Source organism: Brevundimonas sp. Leaf280 (assembly GCF_001422455.1).
Taxonomy (GTDB): domain Bacteria; phylum Pseudomonadota; class Alphaproteobacteria; order Caulobacterales; family Caulobacteraceae; genus Brevundimonas.
On sequence record NZ_LMNC01000003.1, the window covers coordinates 415,534 to 435,000 of the forward strand.

The 19,467-nt window shown below is 63.7% G+C and carries 11 protein-coding genes, 2 tRNA genes and 2 rRNA genes (1 of these 15 only partly in view); 7 read left to right on the forward strand and 8 right to left on the reverse strand.

Features of this window, described 5'->3' with window-relative positions:
* Positions 1–41: 41 nt before the first annotated feature.
* The 4 genes from ASF31_RS08110 to ileS form a co-directional block, all read right to left on the reverse strand.
* On the reverse strand, positions 42–899 hold the full coding sequence (locus tag ASF31_RS08110) for a M23 family metallopeptidase (RefSeq protein WP_055754162.1): 858 nt from the start codon (positions 897–899) through the stop codon (positions 42–44).
* The gene (locus tag ASF31_RS08115) at positions 896–1,096 is read right to left on the reverse strand and encodes a DUF2093 domain-containing protein (protein ID WP_055754203.1); all 201 of its coding nucleotides are present in this window, start codon (positions 1,094–1,096) and stop codon (positions 896–898) included. Before ASF31_RS08115 ends, ASF31_RS08110 begins: the two co-directional genes overlap by 4 nt.
* Before the next feature lie 40 nt (positions 1,097–1,136).
* A complete protein-coding gene (locus ASF31_RS08120; RefSeq protein ID WP_055754163.1) occupies positions 1,137–2,390 on the reverse strand; it encodes a cation:proton antiporter in 1,254 nt (417 codons plus the stop codon).
* Between the two features lie 672 nt (positions 2,391–3,062).
* Positions 3,063–6,068: an isoleucine--tRNA ligase gene (ileS, locus tag ASF31_RS08130; RefSeq protein ID WP_055754165.1), complete on the reverse strand. Its 3,006-nt coding sequence runs from the start codon at positions 6,066–6,068 to the stop codon at positions 3,063–3,065.
* Positions 6,069–6,370: 302 nt separating this feature from the next.
* On the opposite strand from ileS, the gene ASF31_RS08135 reads away from it, so the two are divergent.
* Positions 6,371–7,273, forward strand: a complete 903-nt coding sequence (locus ASF31_RS08135; RefSeq protein WP_153923261.1) for a hypothetical protein — start codon at positions 6,371–6,373, stop codon at positions 7,271–7,273.
* Positions 7,274–7,401: 128 nt separating this feature from the next.
* On the opposite strand, the gene ASF31_RS08140 is transcribed toward ASF31_RS08135, so the two are convergent.
* The 4 genes from ASF31_RS08140 to hfaA all read right to left on the reverse strand — a co-directional run bounded on the left by ASF31_RS08140 (position 7,402) and on the right by hfaA (position 13,037).
* Positions 7,402–10,287: a pitrilysin family protein gene (locus ASF31_RS08140; protein ID WP_055754166.1), complete on the reverse strand. Its 2,886-nt coding sequence runs from the start codon at positions 10,285–10,287 to the stop codon at positions 7,402–7,404.
* A 110-nt stretch (positions 10,288–10,397) separates the two neighbouring features.
* Positions 10,398–11,657 carry a holdfast anchor protein HfaD gene (hfaD, locus tag ASF31_RS08145; protein ID WP_235551284.1) on the reverse strand — a complete coding sequence of 420 codons (1,260 nt, stop codon included), beginning with the start codon at positions 11,655–11,657 and terminating at the stop codon, positions 10,398–10,400.
* Complete coding sequence (hfaB, locus tag ASF31_RS08150) at positions 11,584–12,600, reverse strand: holdfast anchoring protein HfaB (RefSeq protein ID WP_039247049.1); 1,017 nt, start codon at positions 12,598–12,600, stop codon at positions 11,584–11,586. Before hfaB ends, hfaD begins: the two co-directional genes overlap by 74 nt.
* Entirely contained in the window at positions 12,597–13,037 is a 441-nt protein-coding gene (hfaA, locus tag ASF31_RS08155; protein ID WP_055754167.1) for a holdfast anchoring protein HfaA, read from the reverse strand. Before hfaA ends, hfaB begins: the two co-directional genes overlap by 4 nt.
* 119 nt (positions 13,038–13,156) lie before the next feature.
* On the opposite strand from hfaA, the gene ASF31_RS08160 reads away from it, so the two are divergent.
* From ASF31_RS08160 to ASF31_RS08185, 6 genes are all read left to right on the forward strand, one after another.
* A complete protein-coding gene (locus tag ASF31_RS08160; RefSeq protein ID WP_200918595.1) occupies positions 13,157–13,828 on the forward strand; it encodes a rhomboid family intramembrane serine protease in 672 nt (223 codons plus the stop codon).
* A 102-nt stretch (positions 13,829–13,930) separates the two neighbouring features.
* Positions 13,931–14,356 carry a CBS domain-containing protein gene (locus ASF31_RS08165; protein ID WP_055754169.1) on the forward strand — a complete coding sequence of 142 codons (426 nt, stop codon included), beginning with the start codon at positions 13,931–13,933 and terminating at the stop codon, positions 14,354–14,356.
* 733 nt (positions 14,357–15,089) lie between these two features.
* A 16S ribosomal RNA gene (locus ASF31_RS08170) occupies positions 15,090–16,550 on the forward strand.
* Between the two features lie 220 nt (positions 16,551–16,770).
* Positions 16,771–16,847: transfer RNA gene (locus tag ASF31_RS08175), tRNA-Ile, on the forward strand.
* Positions 16,848–16,918: 71 nt separating this feature from the next.
* Positions 16,919–16,994 (forward strand) — tRNA-Ala (locus ASF31_RS08180).
* Between the two features lie 200 nt (positions 16,995–17,194).
* A 23S ribosomal RNA gene (locus ASF31_RS08185) occupies positions 17,195–19,467 on the forward strand (it continues 529 nt past the right edge of the window).
* Together the 16S and 23S rRNA genes with 2 tRNA genes alongside form the textbook arrangement of a ribosomal RNA operon.

The following is a 19,467-nucleotide window of genomic DNA, read 5'->3' on the forward strand; positions in this document are numbered from 1 at the left end:
GGCTAAGGGGATATGCGTAGTCTCGCAAGAGGAGCCTTTGATCAGGCTAGACTTTCTGGAACACGCGCACCGATCATGAGGGAAGGATCCAGGTTGCGATCGCGCCATTTCATGCGCCAGCACAGGTGCGGGCCGGTGGCGCGGCCGGTCATGCCGACACGGCCCAGCGCATCGCCGCGCCGGACGCGCTGACCCAGCGCCACATCCAGCCGCGACTGATGCAGATAGCAGCTGATCAGGCCTTGGCCGTGGTCGATCAGGGTCAGGCCGCCCTCGAAATGCATGTCGGGGCGGACGAAGGCGATGCGGCCGTCGGCGGGGGCGCGGATCACGCTGCCCTGAGGGGCGGCCAGATCGATGCCATAGTGCGGCCGGGCGGGCGTGCCGTTTAGGACGCGCTGGGCGCCCCATGCGCTGGAGACCCGGTAGCTCTCCAGCGGCCAGACGAACCCGTCCTTGAAGTCGTCGGCGTCGATGCGGCTGGCGAAGCCCTCCGTCTTCAGCGCGATCTCCTGCTGGATGCGGGCCAGCAGAGCGGGATCGCTGGGCTCGACGGTCGAGGGCGCCAGGCCGTTCACGCTGGTTGACGGGAAGGCGTAGGGGGCGATGTCGAGCGTGCGTCGGGCGGACCGGTCGCCGGATCGGGCCTCGACCTGGGTGGTCGGACCGGCGTCGCGGTCGAAGCCGATCACGAAGAGGCCGGCGGTCGAGGCGGTGGTCAGGGCCTCGCCGTCGACGAAGATCAGAGCGCGCGGCGCGGTGCGGCCGAAGGCGTAGCCGCCCTGACGCCAGGCGCCGTTCAAGGCCAGCGGCAGGGCGTTGCGGTCTTCAGCCATTAGCGGCGCGGCGATCAGGCTGGCGCCCGCGCCGGTCAGCAGGGCGCGGCGCGACGGGATCATCGATCGCCTTGCTGGGCCGCGATGAATTCGGCCGGGCCGAAATAGGGCTGCTGACGGCTGGGGCTCCAGTAGCGGAGGACTTCCAGCGGGATCGGTTTGTCCGTGACGGCGCAGCGCACGAAGCGGCCCGGCTTCAAGACGGCGAACTCGCCGTCGCCATAGTGAAGAACGGCCTGATCTGCGGCGATTTTGTCCATGAGCGAACGATAGCGGGCGGCGGGCGGCGCGGAAAGAGGCTCAGGGCGCCGCAACCGCATCCGTGATCGGGCCGTCCGCCGCTGCGGGTCGGATCGCGCCGGCCGCGGGCGGCTTCGGCTTGCCGCCCATCCGATCGGTGAACAGGAAGACGAAGGGGTTCAGCGAAATCGACAGCAGGGCGGCGGCCAGGATCAGGTCGTGGGTCTCGCGGCTCATGGCGCCCAGGGACACGCCGAGCGCGGCCAGGATGAAGGAGAACTCGCCGATCTGGGCCAGGGACGCCGCGACGGTGAAGCCGGTCGGCCGATCCAGTTTGAAGGTCTGGGTGATGACCAGGGCCGCGACCGACTTGCCGACGATGACGATGCCCAGCACGCCCAAGACCGCCCACGGCTGGCGCACCACGATCATCGGGTCGAACAGCATGCCGACCGAAACGAAGAACAGCACGGCGAAGGCATCGCGCAGCGGCAAGGAGCGCTCGGCCGCATTGTGACCCAGCGGCGAGGCATTCATCACCAGACCGGCCAGGAAGGCGCCCAGCGCGAACGAGTGGAACAGGAAATAGGCCAGCCAGGCGATGCCCAGGGCGATGGCGAGGACGCCCAGGGTGAAAAGCTCGCGCGACTTGGTGTGGGCGATGCGGATCAGCAGCCAGGGAATGACCTTGCCGCCGACGACCAGCATGCCGACGACGAACAGCACGACCTTGAGCAGGGTCAGGCCGACGTCTGCACCCAGGGCCGCAAAGTCCGTCTGGGTTCCGGCCGGGACAAGCACCATGGGCAGCATGACCAGGGCGATGACGATGACCAGATCCTCGACGATCAGCCAGCCCACGGCGATGCGGCCGATCTCGCCCTTGACCTGTCTGCGCTCCTCCAGCGCGCGCAGCAGGACGACGGTCGAGGCGACGGACAGGGCGAAGCCCATCAGCAGGGCCTCGACATCGCCCAGGCCCAGCACGAACCGGCCCAGACCCCAGCCCAGCACGGTGGCGACGCCGATCTGAACCAGGGCGCCGGGAATGGCGACCTTGCGGACCTGCATCAGATCCTTGGGCGAGAAGTGCAGGCCGACGCCGAACATCAGCAGGATTACGCCGATCTCGGCCAGCTGCGGCGCCAGTTCGGTGTCGGCGACGAAGCCGCCCGTATAGGGGCCGACGATCACGCCCGCGACCAGATAGCCGACCAGTGGCGACAGTTTCAGCCGATGCGCCAGCATGCCGAACACGAAGGCGAGGACGAAGCCCCCGACCAGGGTGAGAATCAGGCTGTCGGCATGCGGCATCAGGGCTCCTGTCGCGAGCGAAGGTGGGATTTGGGTAGGCTTTGCAGTTGGGGCGCGAGGGGCGGTTTGACAAGATGACGCAGTGTCGCGCGGGACTGAAAACAGCTTTGTCTTCGCGGCGTTCGGCCTGCGAAGTCTGGAGGGCTGGACGGAGCGCCGGGCCTTCGCCCGGAGTGTGAGTTTTGAGTACCGTTTCGACGAAGGGTATGACGCTCCGCGCGGGTGGTTGGCCTGCAAGCTCGGGGCGCCGAGCGGTGGCGGTCTTATCGCCTAACCCCATAAGCCTGCGACGGGCGGGTCGGAGCAGCGATCCCCGATCCCCGCCGCGATGGAATTTCACCACCGCTCCCGTTCCATCCACTCTCGCCGCCGCAAGGTCGCAGGCCTTACGAGCCCTCCATGCGACGAGACGGCGGTATTATGGGGCCGTTTGACCTCGTGGATGGGAGACGGGGGACATAAATCGGCAAGTGGTTGAAATCGCTGCGAGTGGACAGCGGCATTGCGATGGCTGAGCATCGTCTCCTCCCCATGTCATGGGGAGGTGGCTCGAAGCGCAGCGGAGAGACGGAGGGGCTCTTCAGCGGATACCGGCGCTCAAGCGGCGTCTAGAACCCCTCCACCGCTTCGCGGTCCCCCTCCCCACGCTGTGGGGAGGAGACTTTGGTGCGATCAGGCGTGCGTCTGGTCCCAGTGCCGAACCGCATCGGCATCGCGGGCCGAGAGGTCGGGATAGGCGGGGTCGGAGCCGACGTCGGGGACCCGGCGCCAGGAGCGGGCGCATTTCGGGTTGTCGGAGCGTCGCACTAGGGCACCTATGCCTGCATGTTCAGGCAGTCTGAATGGCACTTCGGGACCTTGAGGGTCATCGCGAGTCAGCCTTGCGACACTGGCGATGCAGAAGTCTGCCATGAACTGGTCAGGATTCTCAGACCCTGCAACGTCTTGAACCAGTTGGATCAAAGCCGGGTCATCCAAGACGATGAGAACATCAGCATCGAGGCTGGATCCTATCATCTTGTCACGTCGTGCCAGTTCCAAACTACCTAGCACTACTTCGCGGATGGGAAGCAGGTTCTTGAGTTTGGTGTAGGCCGTTTCGTTCTCCCATTCCCCCGGAGTGTCGGGGATCACTCGGGCGCAGTTAGAACCCGCATCCGGGAAGCGCGTGGTCCAGGCCTCTTCCATGGTGAAGGGCGTCAGCGGGGCCAGCCAGGCGGTGAGGCGCATGAAGACCTCGTCCATCACGGTGCGGGCGGCGCGGCGACGCAAGGCGTCGGGGTGGTCGCAGTACAGGGCGTCCTTGCGGATGTCGAAATACAGGGCCGACAGGTCGCCGGCGCAGAACTCCAGCACCGGACGGACGACGTCCTGGAAGCGGTATTCGCCGTAAGCCGCACGGACCTGAGCGTCGAGTTCGTGCAGGCGGTGCAGGACGAACTTCTCAAGCGGCGGCATCTGGTCCAGCGGCAGGCGTTCGGCCTCGTCGAAATCGGCCAAGGCGCCCAGCAGGTAGCGGACGGTGTTGCGAAGCTTGCGATAGGCGTCGACCGTGGTCTGCAGGATCTGTTTGCCGATCCGCTGGTCGTCCGAATAGTCGACCAAGGCCACCCACAGACGCAGGATATCGGCGCCGGATTCCTTGATGATGGTCAGGGGGTCGGTCGTATTGCCCTTGGACTTGGACATCTTCTCCCCCTTCTCGTCGAGGGTGAAGCCGTGGGTCAGGACCGCCTTGAACGGGGCGCGGCCGCGCGTGCCGCAGCCTTCCAGGAGGGACGACTGGAACCAGCCGCGGTGCTGGTCGGAGCCTTCCAGGTAGAGGTCGGCGGGCCAGTGGGCGGGACGGTCGCCGGTGTAGCCGTTTTCCGGCAGGCGCGGGTCGAGCGTAAAGGCATGGGTCGAACCGGAGTCGAACCAGACGTCCAGAATGTCCTCGACCTTTTCGTAGCGGGCCGGGTCGTGGGCGCCCAGGAAATCGCTGTCGGGCGCGGTGAACCAGATGTCGGCGCCGTGTTCGGCGACAGCCGCGACGATGCGGGCGTCAACCTCGGGGTCATGCAGGGGCTGGCCCGTCTGTTTGTCGATGAACATGGCCAGAGGCGTGCCCCAGGCGCGCTGGCGGCTGACCAGCCAGTCGGGACGGCCTTCGACCATCGAGCGGATGCGGTTCTTGCCAGCGACGGGATGGAAGGCGGTGGCGTCGATGGCGTTCAGCGCCGTCTCTCGCAGGGTGTCGCCGCTCTTCAGCGGCCCCCCTTCCAGCGGAGTGTCCATGCGGATGAACCACTGGGGCGTATTGCGGAAGATGATCGGCGCCTTGGAGCGCCAGCTGTGCGGATAGGAATGCTCCAGTCGTCCGCGCGCCAACAGATTGCCGGCCTCGATCAGCTTCTCCATCACGGCGCCGTTGGCGGGGCCGAACTTGCCGGTCTTCTTGCCCTCGGTCTCCAGCACCTTCAGGCCCGCGAACAGGGGGACGCCGGGGTAGTAGGCGCCGTCTGGATCGACGGTGTCGGGCACTTCGTGATGACCGTGGGCCTTCCAAACCTCGAAGTCGTCGGCGCCGTGGCCGGGCGCGGTGTGGACGAAGCCGGTGCCGGCGTCGTCGGTGACGTGATCGCCGGCCAGCAGGGGCACGGAGAAGCCGTAGCCGCTGTCGAGCGCGGCTAGCGGGTGGGCGGTCTCAAGGCCCGAAGGATTGATGTCATAGACGCGGGTCCAGGCGGCGATCTTGGCGGCCTTGAACACCTCCTCGGCCAGCTTGTCGGCCAGGATCAGGCGGTCGCCGGGCTTGGCCCACGGCGCGAACTCCAGGCCTTCTTCCATGGCCGTGACCTCATACAGGCCATAGGCGATCTCGGGGCCGTAGCTGATGGCGCGGTTGGCCGGGATGGTCCAGGGCGTGGTGGTCCAGATGACGATGGACGGCGTGCTGGAGCGGAAGGCCAGCAGGTCGTCGGGATGGTCGTCCGACATGGCCGTGACCGGGAACTTGACCCAGATCGTCGGACTGACGTGGTCGTGGTACTCGATCTCGGCGTCGGCAAGCGCGGTGCGCTCGACCGGCGACCACATGACGGGCTTGGAGCCGCGATAGAGCTGACCCGAGTTCTTGAACTTGTGGAATTCGGCGACGATGGCGGCTTCGGACGTGAAGTCCATGGTGGCGTAGCGGTTGGCGAAGTCGCCGACGATGCCCAGCCGGTGAAATTGGTCCTTTTGCAGGTCGATGTATCTGCCGGCGTATTCGCGGCAGGCGCGGCGGAACTCGTCCTTGGACACCTCGTCCTTGCGGCGGCCCTTGGCGCGGAACTGCTCCTCGATTTTCCACTCGATCGGCAGGCCGTGGCAGTCCCAGCCGGGGACGTAATCGACATCGTAGCCCAAGAGGAACCGGCTGCGGACCACGAAGTCCTTCAGCGTCTTGTTCAGGGCGTGGCCGATGTGGATGTCGCCGTTGGCGTAGGGCGGGCCGTCGTGAAGAACGTAGAGGGGGGCGTTCTGCTGCTGCCGCTCGGCGCGCAGGGCGCCGTAAAGGTCGCCCCACTGTTCCAGGATGACCGGCTCCTTTTGGGGCAGGCCGCCGCGCATGGGGAAGGGCGTCTCGGGCAGGAAGACAGTGTCGCGATAGTCGCGGGCGCTGGATTCAGAGGTGTTTTCGGGGGCGTCGGCCATGGGTCGTCTCGGCGTCTTGAAAATTAGGTCGCTGTCTTCGTTCGCCCGATCATCAGGGCGGTCTTCCCGGCGTGCACGGGGCCATGAGGCCCGGGAGCGCTACGCCGGGCGGCTAATCGAAATCAGGCGAATGGAGACGCGGACGGTCATTGTGCGGGCGGTCTAGCAGACGGATGCGGCATTGCGCCATCCCGAAGCGCAGGCCTCATCAACGGAAACGAAAGGCTTTTGCGGTTTTGTGACGGGAGGATTGGCCGGAATCTTGTTCGGCCGACACGATATTCGCTTGGGAGTTCCCGCCGATGCGGCTGCGGATCACGAAATGGATGCTGGGCCTGGCGGCCGGTCTCGCCGTCTCGGCGGGCGCCGGAGCCGCGCTGGCGCAATGCACGTCCGGCTGTCAGCCGCCGCCCTGCACCTCGTGCGAGCCGCCGCCTCCGCCTGAGCCGCCGCCCTGCAATGGCGGTGGAAACTGCGGTCCTGGCGGCGGTGGAAACTGGAACGGCAACATCAACACCAACGTCAATGTGAACGTGAACCTTGGCGCGAGCGCCAATGCGAACGCGGGCGCCGGGGCCAACGCCAACTCGGGCGCGCGGTCCTACGTCAATGCGCGCGCCGGCGGGTTCTCGGGCAGCTTCGGCGGAGGCGGCGGCGCGGCCTATGTCAGCGTCGATCAGCCCTATCCGACCACGATCCAGGGCCTGGCCGTCGAGGGCGTGATCGCCCAGACCGTGCGCACACCCTACAGCGCCTTCCGCAGCATGATGAAGCGGGTCGTCATCCAGGCCGTCTGCATCGACGACCGCCAGGTGCCGCACCCTGCCTCACAAGTGCGGCCGGACCGCGAGATCGCCGAAGGGTTCGAAGGCGAGCTGTATCGCTGCCTGTCGGGCACCTGGCTGCAGGCGACCATCGCCGACTACAACGGCGACATCAGCTTCGATCACGGCACGACCCTGACCTGCCGCAAGCATGAGGCGCTGTGGTACGGAACGGGCGGCAAGCTGGAATGCCGGCCCGAGAAGCCAGAGCGGGATTGCAACGAGCGTTCGCTGCTGCGTCGCTACGGCGCCGGGATCAAGATCCTGACGATGTATCGCGAAGAGGAATACACGGAATACCGCGAAGAACAGGTCGAGAGCGCGACCGTGCTGACCGGGGTGATCACCCTGGACGGCGGCGTCGGCGGCCGGGTCTTCTGAACCGGACCTAAACACGCCCGTTCAGCCGCCGATCAGGCGGAACATGAGATAAGGCGACCGTCGGCTCTCCGTCGACGATCCTGACGACTGGCCCCGGTTCGCGAGAACCGGGGCCTTTTTCGTATGCGTTACTGAGCCGCCGGTTGAGCGGTGACGGTGGCGCGCCAGGCGCTGTCGGACTGCAGATACTGGCGAGCCAGGGCCTGAAGGTCGGCGGCGGTGACGGCTTCCAGGGTGGCGATCTGGTTGCGGGTCTGGTCCAGCGTCGCCGGATCGCTCTGGGCCTGCGACAGTTGGGTCAGCCAATAGCCGTTGTCGGCCATGCTGCGACGGATGCGCTCGACGGCCGGGCGACGGGCGCGGTTCAGTTCGTCCTCGCTGATCGGATTGTCGCGCAGGTCGGCGGCGATGGCGTCCACCGTCTCGAACAGCTTGGGCAGGGCGGCCGGCGGGGTTTCCGCGGTCACCGAGATGAAGCCGTAGCCCGGATAGGTGTCCGAGGCGGTCGAGCCGGCGCTGGGCGAATAGGCCAGGCCCTGCTTCTCGCGGATCTCGTCGTTCAGGCGCAGCTGAAGCACGTCCGACAGGATCGACAGCTGACGCGCGGTCTTGCGATCTTCGACCTGGTCGGTGGTCGGCCAGGCGACGAAGCCCAGCGCCTGTTCGGCGGGTCCGGTGTGATACAGCTGGACCGGCGTGGCGGTCGGGGCCGGGAACTTGCGCACCGTCGAGCCGGCGGGCGGTGTGGGCGCCTGACCGCGCGAGGGCAGGGCGCCGAAGGTCGAGCCGACGGCGGCGATGACCGCGTCGATATCAACATCGCCGACGACGGTAATCTCGACCGGACCCTGGGCCAGGGCCGAGCGAACGCCGGAACGGATGTCGTCGATCTGGATCGCGGCGATCTGTTCGGCGGTCGGGGTCGTCTCACGCGCGTCGCCGCTGGCCAGCAGGCCCGACGCGTCGCGTTGGAAGACGCCGCGCGGCGTGGCGCCCAGCTGAGCCAGGATCTGCGGGAACATGGCCTTGGTCTGTTCGAACGAGGCGCCGCGCAGGCCCGGATCGGTCAGATAGGCGGCCAGGACCTGAAGCTCGAGCTGTAGATCGGCGGGCTTGGTGGCGCCGGCGAAGATATAGGCGTCGCCGGCCTGATTGACCGCCGCGCTATAGGTGCGGCCGCTCAGGACGCGGTTCATTTCGTCCAGACTGAGCTTGCCCAGACCGCCGGGGGCCAAGACCGTGCTGGCCATCGACAGGGGCGACAGGGTGTCGGCAGGCAGGCCCAGTTCGCCAAGACCGGTGCGGGCGCTGACCAGAATCTGATCGGCGCGGAAGTCGGTCTTCTTGATATTCAGCAAGGTGCCGTTCGGGAAGCGAACCAGGGTCGCGCGCAGGTCTGCGACTTCGGAACGGGCGGCGGGGACCGCCGGGGCGCCGAAGTTGTCGTAAGGCCATTTCAACTCGGCCTCGGCGGCGCGGGCTTGCACCGGGGTGTTGCGCGAGGCTTCCAGCGCAGCGGTCACGGCGGTTTCGCCGCCCTCGACCGGGACGGGCGAGCTGAACAGCAGCAGCGGACCCTGGCCCTCGAAGACCGCCTTGGTCGCCTGATTGACCTGATCGACGGTCAGGCCTTCGACGGCCTTGTTGAACAGATCAAGATTGGTCTGGGGCGAGCTGAACACCTGGTCGTCGTTGACGGCGCCCAGAAGGCCGTTGGCAAGCGCCGAGGTCGAACGGGTCGCAGCCGAGGCCACTGCGTTCTGCAGCGCGGTGCGGGTGTTGACGATCTCGCGCTGAAGCTCGGCGTCGCTGACGCCGTATTCAGCCAGACGACGGCTTTCCTGCTCGACGCTTTCCAACGCGCGCTGCCAGCCGCCGGGATTGAAGGCGACCGACAGGGTGCCGGCGTCCAGGCTATCAAACAGCGACTGATAGCCGGCGCCGGCGCCGATGAAGGGCGGGTTGTCGGCGCGGGCGATCTCGCCCAGGCGACGGTTCAGCACGGCCAGGCCCAGGCCGCGACGGACGTCGGCGGCGCGCTCGGCGGCCGTGTCGGGGCTGAGGTCCGGAGCCTTGATCCAGTTGATCTGGATGGAGGACTGGATGCCCGGCTCGACCAGGATGCTGGTCTGCGGTTGACGCGGGGCGACGGTTCCCAAGTCGGGCTCGGGACCATCGGCGGCGGTCGGCTTCCAGTCGCCGAAGGTCGCGCGGACCTTGGCCTCCATCGCATCCACGTCGAAGTCGCCCACGGCGATGAATGTGGCGCGCGAGGGGCGATAGTAGGCGTCGTAGAAGTCGACGAAGCGTTGGCGCGGCGCGGTGCGGATGATGTCGAGGTCGCCGATCGGCAGACGTTCCGACAGACGCTGGCCGGGCGCCAGGAGGCCGAGCTGGGTCTTCAGCACGCGCAGTTGCGGCGTGTCGCGGGTCCGTTCTTCGCCGACGATGACGCCGCGCTCGGAATCGATGGCGTCCGGCGCCATCAGGGCCGCCGACATCATCTCGCGCAAGATGTGCAGGCTGGGATCGACCGTCTCATCCTTGGTGTTTGGCAGCTCCAAAACATAAGCGGTCTGGTCGAAGCTGGTGAAGGCGTTGGTGTCGGCGCCGAAGGCGAGGCCCAGGCGTTCGAGGATGCGCAACATCTCGTTTTCCGGCACGTCCTTGGTGCCGTTGAAGGCCATGTGCTCCATGAAGTGGGCCAGACCCTTCTGGTCGTCGCGCTCCATCAGCGAGCCGGCGTCGATGCGCAGGCGGAACGAGGCCTGACCAGGAGGCGTCGCATTGTGCAGCAGGGAGTAGCGCATGCCGTTCGGCAGCAGGCCGTAACGGACGGCCGGATCGGCGGGAATGTCGCTGGCGGCCTGCGGCCAGGGGGCGGACGGCGCGACCTGACCGGCGGCCGCCGCAACGGGCGGCGCGGTCTGGGCGAGAGCAGGGGCGGCGAACGCCCCGGTGGTCAGGGCCAGTCCCGAGACGGCGACAAGCAGCAGATGGCGCGCAGAACGCATAATATCACTCCGAAACCGCAACCCCCGATGGCGCGATGCCGGATGTGTAAAGGGTGCTTGCCTTCGCCACAAGCGGGGCTGGCGAACCTTACCGACTTGTCATGTTCGGATCAGCCGCCGGGGCGGCTGATGTAGAAGCTGGCGCTGTTGCCGACGGCGTTGGCGCCCACCACGGCGGTGCGTCCGGACGAGACCGTGGCGTTGGTGGTCGCGGTGACATTGCCGCTGTTGGTCTGGGTGTTGTTGACGTTGACGTCTCCGCCGCACTGGGAACAGGCATAGCCCGTCACCGCATTGCCGACCGCGTCGGAGCCGACATAGGCGTCATAGCCGTTGACGCCGACATAGGTGGCGTTGGCCTCGACCCCGCCGGTGTTCAGCTGTGTGTTGTCTAGCTTCAGATAGATGTCATTGTTGCCGGCGACCGTCTCGTTGGCGACGCTGCGGGCCGCCAGAACCGTCTGGCCCTGGAGGTTGGTCTGGACGCGGGCGTCGGCGCGGACGCGGCCGGCGTTGGCTTGGTCCGTCTGGATCAGCATGGAGCCGCCAGCGTTGGCGGTGATCGCCTGGTTCGCCCCAGCATTGGCGCCGACCGTCAGGTCCCAGCCGTTGTCGACATAGACATCGGTGCGCGCCTCGGTCGTCGAAGCGGCGTTCGACTGGCGGATAGCCAGATCCTGGTGCGACGCGCCGGTGGTGTTGGTCTGAACCGCATTGGCCACGGCCTGGGACGAGAAGGTCGCGGGCGCGGGAATGTACTGAACGTCGGCGACGGTCTCGGCGAAGACGGTGGTCTGGGCCCTCTGGTCGATGACGCCGGTCAGCGACGAGGAGGGGCCGCCCAGGGCGACGGTGTTGGCGACGGCGGTGCTGGTCGCGAAACCGCCTTGCAGCACGCGGCCGTTCGGCGCCTGAACGTAGGTTCCGGCCTCGACCCGGTCGCCGGTCGCGGACTGGCTGGCGTCCACGGCGAAGGTCGCGCCATTGGTGGTGACGCCGAGATAGTTCCCGCGCGCGGTGGTATCGACGCTGAGTTGGCCGTCCGCCTCGCCGTTCACGACCACATTGCTGCGGGCCACCGTCGCGCCGGTCATCGACTGGCGCGAGACCAGGCCCGCGGAGGCGGCTGTGACCCCGCCCGCAAGCGCATTGCCCTGGGCGTTTGTGCTGACGGTCACCTGATCGACGGACAGGTCGATATCCACCAGGCCGGTGACATCGCCAGTCTGCGTCTGGGTGCTGGAGCAGGTTTCGCCGGCTTGCGGATCGCAGGTCGGCGTTTGCTGGGCGCTCGCCTCAGTGGCGAGTGCGGCGAACGTCGCCGTCGCGGCCATCATGCCAACGAGACGGATCGGCGCGGGTCTGGCCATTGTTGGTGTCCTGAGTGGGATAGGCCGGATAATAGCCGCCGGTCGGGCCGACCGTGGAATCGCCGAGCGGGTCGTTGGCGGGGTTCAGGCAGATTTCGGGGCCTGGCGCGCCATAGAGGTTGGCCATGAACTCGACCGTGGCCCGTTCGACCAGGGCGCGGACGGCCAGTTGCGTCGGCTCCATCCCGCCCGTGCCGGCCGAGATGTCGAAGACGTTGCCGTTCAGGAAGTCGAACACGCCGGCCGAGATTTCGCGGCCGATGATCTGCTTCTGATAGGAGACGACGTCGACGACTTCGAGCGTGGTTGTCTGGACCAGGCGCAGGTCCATGGCGATGTTCATCACATAGACGCGGTGGTTGACGATGCCCGAGCCGGGGCGGTTGCTGTCGACCTCGCCCCCGGCGATGTCGAAGCCGCCGGAGCGGATGTTGTAGTTCACCTCGGTGATGCCGCCGACCACATAGAAGTCCGAGCCCGGCACCTGACCGGCCAGGATGCGGCGGTATTGCGTGTCTTCGGGCCCCTTGGCGTCGGGAGCCTGGTCGCCGATCAGCTTGTTGTTGGCGTAGCGCAGCTCAAGCTCGGACACCGAGGTGTCGTAGCGTTCGACGATGCGGGCGCCGGCCTTGGCCAGCGCCGAGTTCGCCATCAGCGAGGCGCCGCCCGTGATCTGGCGGCCGCCATCGGACGACACCGTGCCGGTGTAGTCGCTGATCCGGCCCACGGCCATGCGTGGCGAGGGCAGGTTGTAACGACGCGCGTAGTCGGCCAGGCAATAGAGCGCGGCGGAATAGGGGGTCGGGTTGGCGGTCACCGGCGCATTGCCGATCGGCGTCGCATATTGCCCCGACGGACCCGCGACGGGGCTGACGCAGCCGGCGAGCAGAAGGGCGACGGCCGAGACGGCGGCGGACCCCTTTATAAGATGACGGCGGCTCATGGCAGGTTGATGTTCCCGTTCAGGGCCGTACCGGCGTTGATGGCGCCGGTATTGGTCTGGGTCGAATTGACGATGACGGTGTTGCGGCTGCCCTGGACCACCACGTTCAGCTGATTGCCGATGGCGGTGGAGCCGCCGATGGTCGTGCCGCCGTTGCTGGACGCGCCTGCGCCGGCATAGGCCGAGGCCGCGCCGCCGGACTGGCTGGAATAGGATGAAGCGCCGGACTGGATGATGCCGTTGACGATCAGACGATTGCCGTTGGCGTCACGCGTATAGCCGGTCGCCGCCGTATTGGCGGCCGTTCGCGCGCCGCCATAGCCCTGCTGGAAGCGCGACGCGCCGCCCGAACCCGTCGACTGCGCGATCGCCGGCACGCTTGCAGCGGCGGCGAAAGCCATGACGGCGGTGGATACAAACAGCCTCTTGGCGGGCATTCCGGGGTTCCTCGCGCACAAACGGACGCCGGACCACGAGCGTGATCCGCACCCCAACCTGCATTAAGGTTATTAAGAAGCGCTTGATGTGACGCAGGTCACTGAGCATTTGTGGCTTCATGTCAGACGCATCCGGTCGATTCGATCCGCCGAACAGCCGCCCGGCGCGAGAGCCGATGTTCAACGTGCCGCTGGTGGTGCTGCTGATCGCGGCATCAATGCCGACGCTGTATCTGTTCCAGCGCGACCTGCCCGACATGGGCATGAGCATGGCGTTCGCGCCCATTGATCTGGAGCAGGGACGGTGGGGCGGGCTGCTGACGGCCATGCTGCTGCACGGCGGCTGGACCCACGCGATCATGAATGCGGTGGCGGCGCTGGCGTTCGGGACGCCGGTGGCGCGGCTGTTCGGGACCAAGGTTGGTCCGACGGTCTTTCTGCTCTTCTATCTGGTGTGCGGCGTGTTGGCGTCGCTGGGCTATGGGCTGATCCACTGGGGATCCAGCGAGCCGATGGTCGGTGCGTCCGGCGCCGTCTTCGGCCTGATCGGCGCTGCGACACGACTGCTGGGCGGACAGGGCCGGGTGCTGCCGATGAGCGACCGGCGCGTGATCGGCGCGGCCGTCACCTGGATGGCGGTTAACGCCGTGACTGGAATGATCGGTGGACTACCTGGCGCCGAGGGAGCCAGGATCGCCTGGGAGGCCCATGCGTTCGGCTTCGTCGTCGGCTTTCTGGCCATCGGTCCCTTGGGGCGGATGTTCGGAACTGGGGCCGCACCTCATCGCTGAGGCGCGTTGATTCCGGACGGGGGCTGAGCGATCATCGCTCCCTGAGCGGCCCTGTCGCCATTCCGGCCCTGCGGTCGTCTCTTATATAGAGAAGGGACCGCGATGTTCGTCGCCGAAATCCTCAAGACCAAGGGAAACGCTGTCTTCTCGATCGCGCCGGATCTGACGGTGACTCAGGCGTGCGAAGAACTGGAGCAGAAGCGGGTTGGAGCGTTGGTCGTCTGTGATGGCGACCGCGTGGTCGGGGTGTTTTCCGAACGCGATGTGGTCAAGGCGTTGGCGGCCGATGGCGCCGATGCGCTGGCTCGTCCGGTCGCCGACTATATGACGGCCAAGGTGATATATGCCGAACCGGCCGAGGAGATGTCGGCCTTGATGACCAGGATGACTGATCGGCGCATCCGGCATCTGCCGGTCATGCAGGCGGATCGTCTGGTCGGCGTTATTTCCATCGGCGACGTGGTGAAGAGCCAGATCGCCGAACACGCCCATGAGGCCGAGAGTTTGCGGACCTATATTGCGGGGTGAGAGGACGCCAAACCGTTTGCCGATTCCGGTTTTGCGAGAAACTTCCCCTGTCGTGTCAGAATCCGCTTGCTGACAAATCCGCCTCTCCGTATAGAGCCGCCTCGCTCGGAAACGGGCTGGCCGGCGGGCCGCGGGGGCTGCGAGAAACTTCCCCTGTCGTGTCAGAATCCGCTTGCTGACAAATCCGCCTCTCCGTATAGAGCCGCCTCGCTCGGAAACGGGCTGGCCGGCGGGCCGCGGGGGTTTAGGTCCTCACGGTTTCACGGAAGAAAGAAGCGAAAAACTTCTTGCTTTCATCGGTTGGTTTAACTAGGTTCCGCGCTCCAATCGAATCGCCGACGGGTTTTTAGAGGTAAGCCTCGCTTTCCTCCGGTGGTTTCTTGCGGTCTGAAGGGTTCGCTCTTCTCTCCGAAAGATCTCTGAAAAGAGCGGTTGACACGGGGTTTGCGGTTCTCTAAATCGCCGCCTCCGCCGACGACACGGCGCTAAACGGTCGGGCCTCTTCGGAGGTTCCAGGTCTTTGACATTGTTGATTTGGAAAGAGAAACGCAGGCGGCGGTGTTCTTGCGATGACCCTAGAAGGTCATCATACGACACTGACTATCTGCGGTCTTTTTGAAAAGATACCATGCGTCGGTCTTCGGATCGATGACGTGGGAACTCGTCAATAAAATACGTAGAACTAATGCCAAGACCGCTTCGGTGGTCTTCAAGCTTAGGTCAGAAGTCAACTCAACCTGAGAGTTTGATCCTGGCTCAGAGCGAACGCTGGCGGCAGGCCTAACACATGCAAGTCGAACGAACTCTTCGGAGTTAGTGGCGGACGGGTGAGTAACACGTGGGAACGTGCCTTTAGGTTCGGAATAACTCAGGGAAACTTGTGCTAATACCGAATGTGCCCTTCGGGGGAAAGATTTATCGCCTTTAGAGCGGCCCGCGTCTGATTAGCTAGTTGGTGAGGTAAAGGCTCACCAAGGCGACGATCAGTAGCTGGTCTGAGAGGATGATCAGCCACATTGGGACTGAGACACGGCCCAAACTCCTACGGGAGGCAGCAGTGGGGAATCTTGCGCAATGGGCGAAAGCCTGACGCAGCCATGCCGCGTGAATGATGAAGGTCTTAGGATTGTAAAATTCTTTCACCGGGGACGATAATGACGGTACCCGGAGAAGAAGCCCCGGCTAACTTCGTGCCAGCAGCCGCGGTAATACGAAGGGGGCTAGCGTTGCTCGGAATTACTGGGCGTAAAGGGAGCGTAGGCGGACATTTAAGTCAGGGGTGAAATCCCGGGGCTCAACCTCGGAATTGCCTTTGATACTGGGTGTCTTGAGTATGAGAGAGGTGTGTGGAACTCCGAGTGTAGAGGTGAAATTCGTAGATATTCGGAAGAACACCAGTGGCGAAGGCGACACACTGGCTCATTACTGACGCTGAGGCTCGAAAGCGTGGGGAGCAAACAGGATTAGATACCCTGGTAGTCCACGCCGTAAACGATGATTGCTAGTTGTCGGGATGCATGCATTTCGGTGACGCAGCTAACGCATTAAGCAATCCGCCTGGGGAGTACGGTCGCAAGATTAAAACTCAAAGGAATTGACGGGGGCCCGCACAAGCGGTGGAGCATGTGGTTTAATTCGAAGCAACGCGCAGAACCTTACCACCTTTTGACATGCCTGGACCGCCAGAGAGATCTGGCTTTCCCTTCGGGGACTAGGACACAGGTGCTGCATGGCTGTCGTCAGCTCGTGTCGTGAGATGTTGGGTTAAGTCCCGCAACGAGCGCAACCCTCGCCATTAGTTGCCATCATTTAGTTGGGAACTCTAATGGGACTGCCGGTGCTAAGCCGGAGGAAGGTGGGGATGACGTCAAGTCCTCATGGCCCTTACAGGGTGGGCTACACACGTGCTACAATGGCGACTACAGAGGGTTAATCCTTAAAAGTCGTCTCAGTTCGGATTGTCCTCTGCAACTCGAGGGCATGAAGTTGGAATCGCTAGTAATCGCGGATCAGCATGCCGCGGTGAATACGTTCCCGGGCCTTGTACACACCGCCCGTCACACCATGGGAGTTGGTTCTACCCGAAGGCGCTGCGCTGACCGCAAGGAGGCAGGCGACCACGGTAGGGTCAGCGACTGGGGTGAAGTCGTAACAAGGTAGCCGTAGGGGAACCTGCGGCTGGATCACCTCCTTTCTAAGGATGCTTCTCCAGGCCGTCTCTCACGAGGCTGTCTATTGAGGCTCCAATAGCTGATGCGCTCAAGCAGCAATGCGATAGCGCTAGGCACAAACGGCGGAACGCCGCCGTCTCCGTTTCTCTTTCCACTTTCGTCATCGACGCCTCGACCATACGGGTCGTTGAGTTGGTGACGCGATCGCGAGCCTGGGTCTCTAGACCTGGCTGTCGCTGCCATAGGCCCGTAGCTCAGGTGGTTAGAGCGTACGCCTGATAAGCGTAAGGTCGGCAGTTCGAGTCTGCCCGGGCCTACCAGCCCTGCTGGACTCCAGCCTTGGACAGTATCGTATGACAGCTCTCCTGGGCTTCGCACCATTCCTCGGAATGGGGCCATAGCTCAGTTGGTAGAGCGCCTGCTTTGCAAGCAGGATGTCGTCGGTTCGACTCCGTCTGGCTCCACCAGGATCTTGTGATCGCATTCAAGTTTGCCGTCGGCCTTTAGGTTGGCGTGCATTGAAATCGTAAAGGAAGAACGTGACCGGCTCCCCTGAGCTTGTAGGTCTTGTTCGAGAAGAAGACATTGTCTGACAAAAATCAGGCTTGGTCCCCCGGCATCTTTCCAGTCGGGCGGAATAAACCAAGCATGAGTTTTGCTGAGAAACGATCAAACGTTGAAGGGCTTCTGACGGATGCCTTGGCGTAGAGAGGCGATGAAGGACGTGGCAAGCTGCGATAAGAACCGGGGAGGCGCTAGCACCCTTTGATCCGGTTATTTCCGAATGGGGAAACCCACCTTTACAGTCTTCCAACTCTGTTCATCACGCTGGACTTGCTCCGGTGTGGAGGGCGGCGATTGGCGGATTGTTGAAAGGTATAATGAGCTGAATACATAGGCTTCATTAAGCGAACCCGGGGAACTGAAACATCTCAGTACCCGGAGGAAAGGACATCAACCGAGACTCCCGTAGTAGTGGCGAGCGAACCGGGACCAGGCCAGTGCTCTTGTGAAATAAAGACGAACGATCTGGAAAGGTCGGCCATAGTGGGTGAAAGCCCCGTAGTCATCAAACAGCAAGAGACTCGAGTAGGGCGGGACACGTGAAATCCTGTCTGAACATGGGGGGACCACCCTCCAAGCCTAAGTACTCCTCTACGACCGATAGTGAACAAGTACCGTGAGGGAAAGGTGAAAAGCACCCCGACAAGGGGAGTGAAACAGATCCTGAAATCGGAAGCCTACAAGCAGTCGGAGCCGCCAAGCGCGGTGACGGCGTACCTTTTGTATAATGGGTCAGCGACTTCATGTGTCGAGCAAGCTTAAGCCGTTAGGTGTAGGCGCAGCGAAAGCGAGTCTGAATAGGGCGCTAAGTTCGACGTATGACGACCCGAAACCAGGTGATCTATCCATGAGCAGGTTGAAGGTTGGGTAACACCAACTGGAGGACCGAACCCGTGAATGTTGAAAAATTCTGGGATGACTTGTGGATAGGGGTGAAAGGCCAATCAAACCTGGACATAGCTGGTTCTCCGCGAAATCTATTTAGGTAGAGCGTCCGACGAATTCCTTGGGGGGTAGAGCACTGGATGGTTGCGGGCTGCGCGAGCGGTACCAATACTAACCAAACTCCGAATACCCAAGAGAACTATCGGGCAGACACACGGCGGGTGCTAACGTCCGTCGTGAAAAGGGAAACAACCCTAACCATCATCTAAGGCCCCCAAGTCACGGCTAAGTGGGAAACGATGTGGGATTGCTTTGACAATCAGGAGGTTGGCTTAGAAGCAGCCATCCTTTAAAGAAAGCGTAACAGCTCACTGATCAAGCGATCCTGCGCGGAAAATGTAACGGGGCTCAAGCCGTGCGCCGAAGATATGGGTTTGCAGTTTACTGCAAGCGGTAGCGGAGCGTTCCGTAGGCCGGTGAAGGTCAGGCGTGAGCCTGGCTGGAGGTATCGGAAGTGAGAATGCTGACATGAGTAACGATAAGAGTGTGAGAGACACTCTCGCCGAAAGACCAAGGGTTCCTGCGTAAAGCTAATCTGCGCAGGGTTAGTCGGCCCCTAAGGCGAGGCTGAAAAGCGTAGTCGATGGGAAGCAGGTAAATATTCCTGCACCAGCTGGAAGTGACGGATGGCTTAACTCGTACCCACTTATTGGATTGTGTGTGCGGGGGCGTTGTCCCAGGAAATAACTCCAGCAGAGACCGTACCCGAAACCGACACAGGTGGTCAGGTAGAGCATACCAAGGCGTTTGAGAGAACTATGCTGAAGGAACTCGGCAAATTGCACGCGTAACTTCGGAATAAGCGTGACTCACCTTGCGCAAGCAGGACTGAGTGGCACAAGCCAGGGGGTAGCGACTGTTTAGCAAAAACACAGGGCTCTGCGAAGCAGCAATGCGACGTATAGGGTCTGACGCCTGCCCGGTGCCTGAAGGTTAAAGGGAGATGTGAAAGCGTCGAACTGAAGCCCAGGTAAACGGCGGCCGTAACTATAACGGTCCTAAGGTAGCGAAATTCCTTGTCGGGTAAGTTCCGACCTGCACGAATGGCGTAACGACTTCCCCACTGTCTCCAGCATAGGCTCAGTGAAATTGAATTCCCCGTGAAGATGCGGGGTTCCCGCGGTCAGACGGAAAGACCCTATGAACCTTTACTATAGCTTCGCCTTGGCGTTAGCGACCGTATGTGTAGGATAGGTGGGAGACTATGAAACCGGGGCGCCAGCTCTGGTGGAGTCGTCCTTGAAATACCACCCTTACTGTCGTTGACGTCTAACCGAGGGCCGTTATCCGGTCCCGGGACATGGCGTGGTGGGTAGTTTGACTGGGGCGGTCGCCTCCTAAAGTGTAACGGAGGCGCGCGATGGTGGGCTCAGACCGGTCGGAAATCGGTCGTCGAGTGCAATGGCATAAGCCCGCCTGACTGCGAGACTG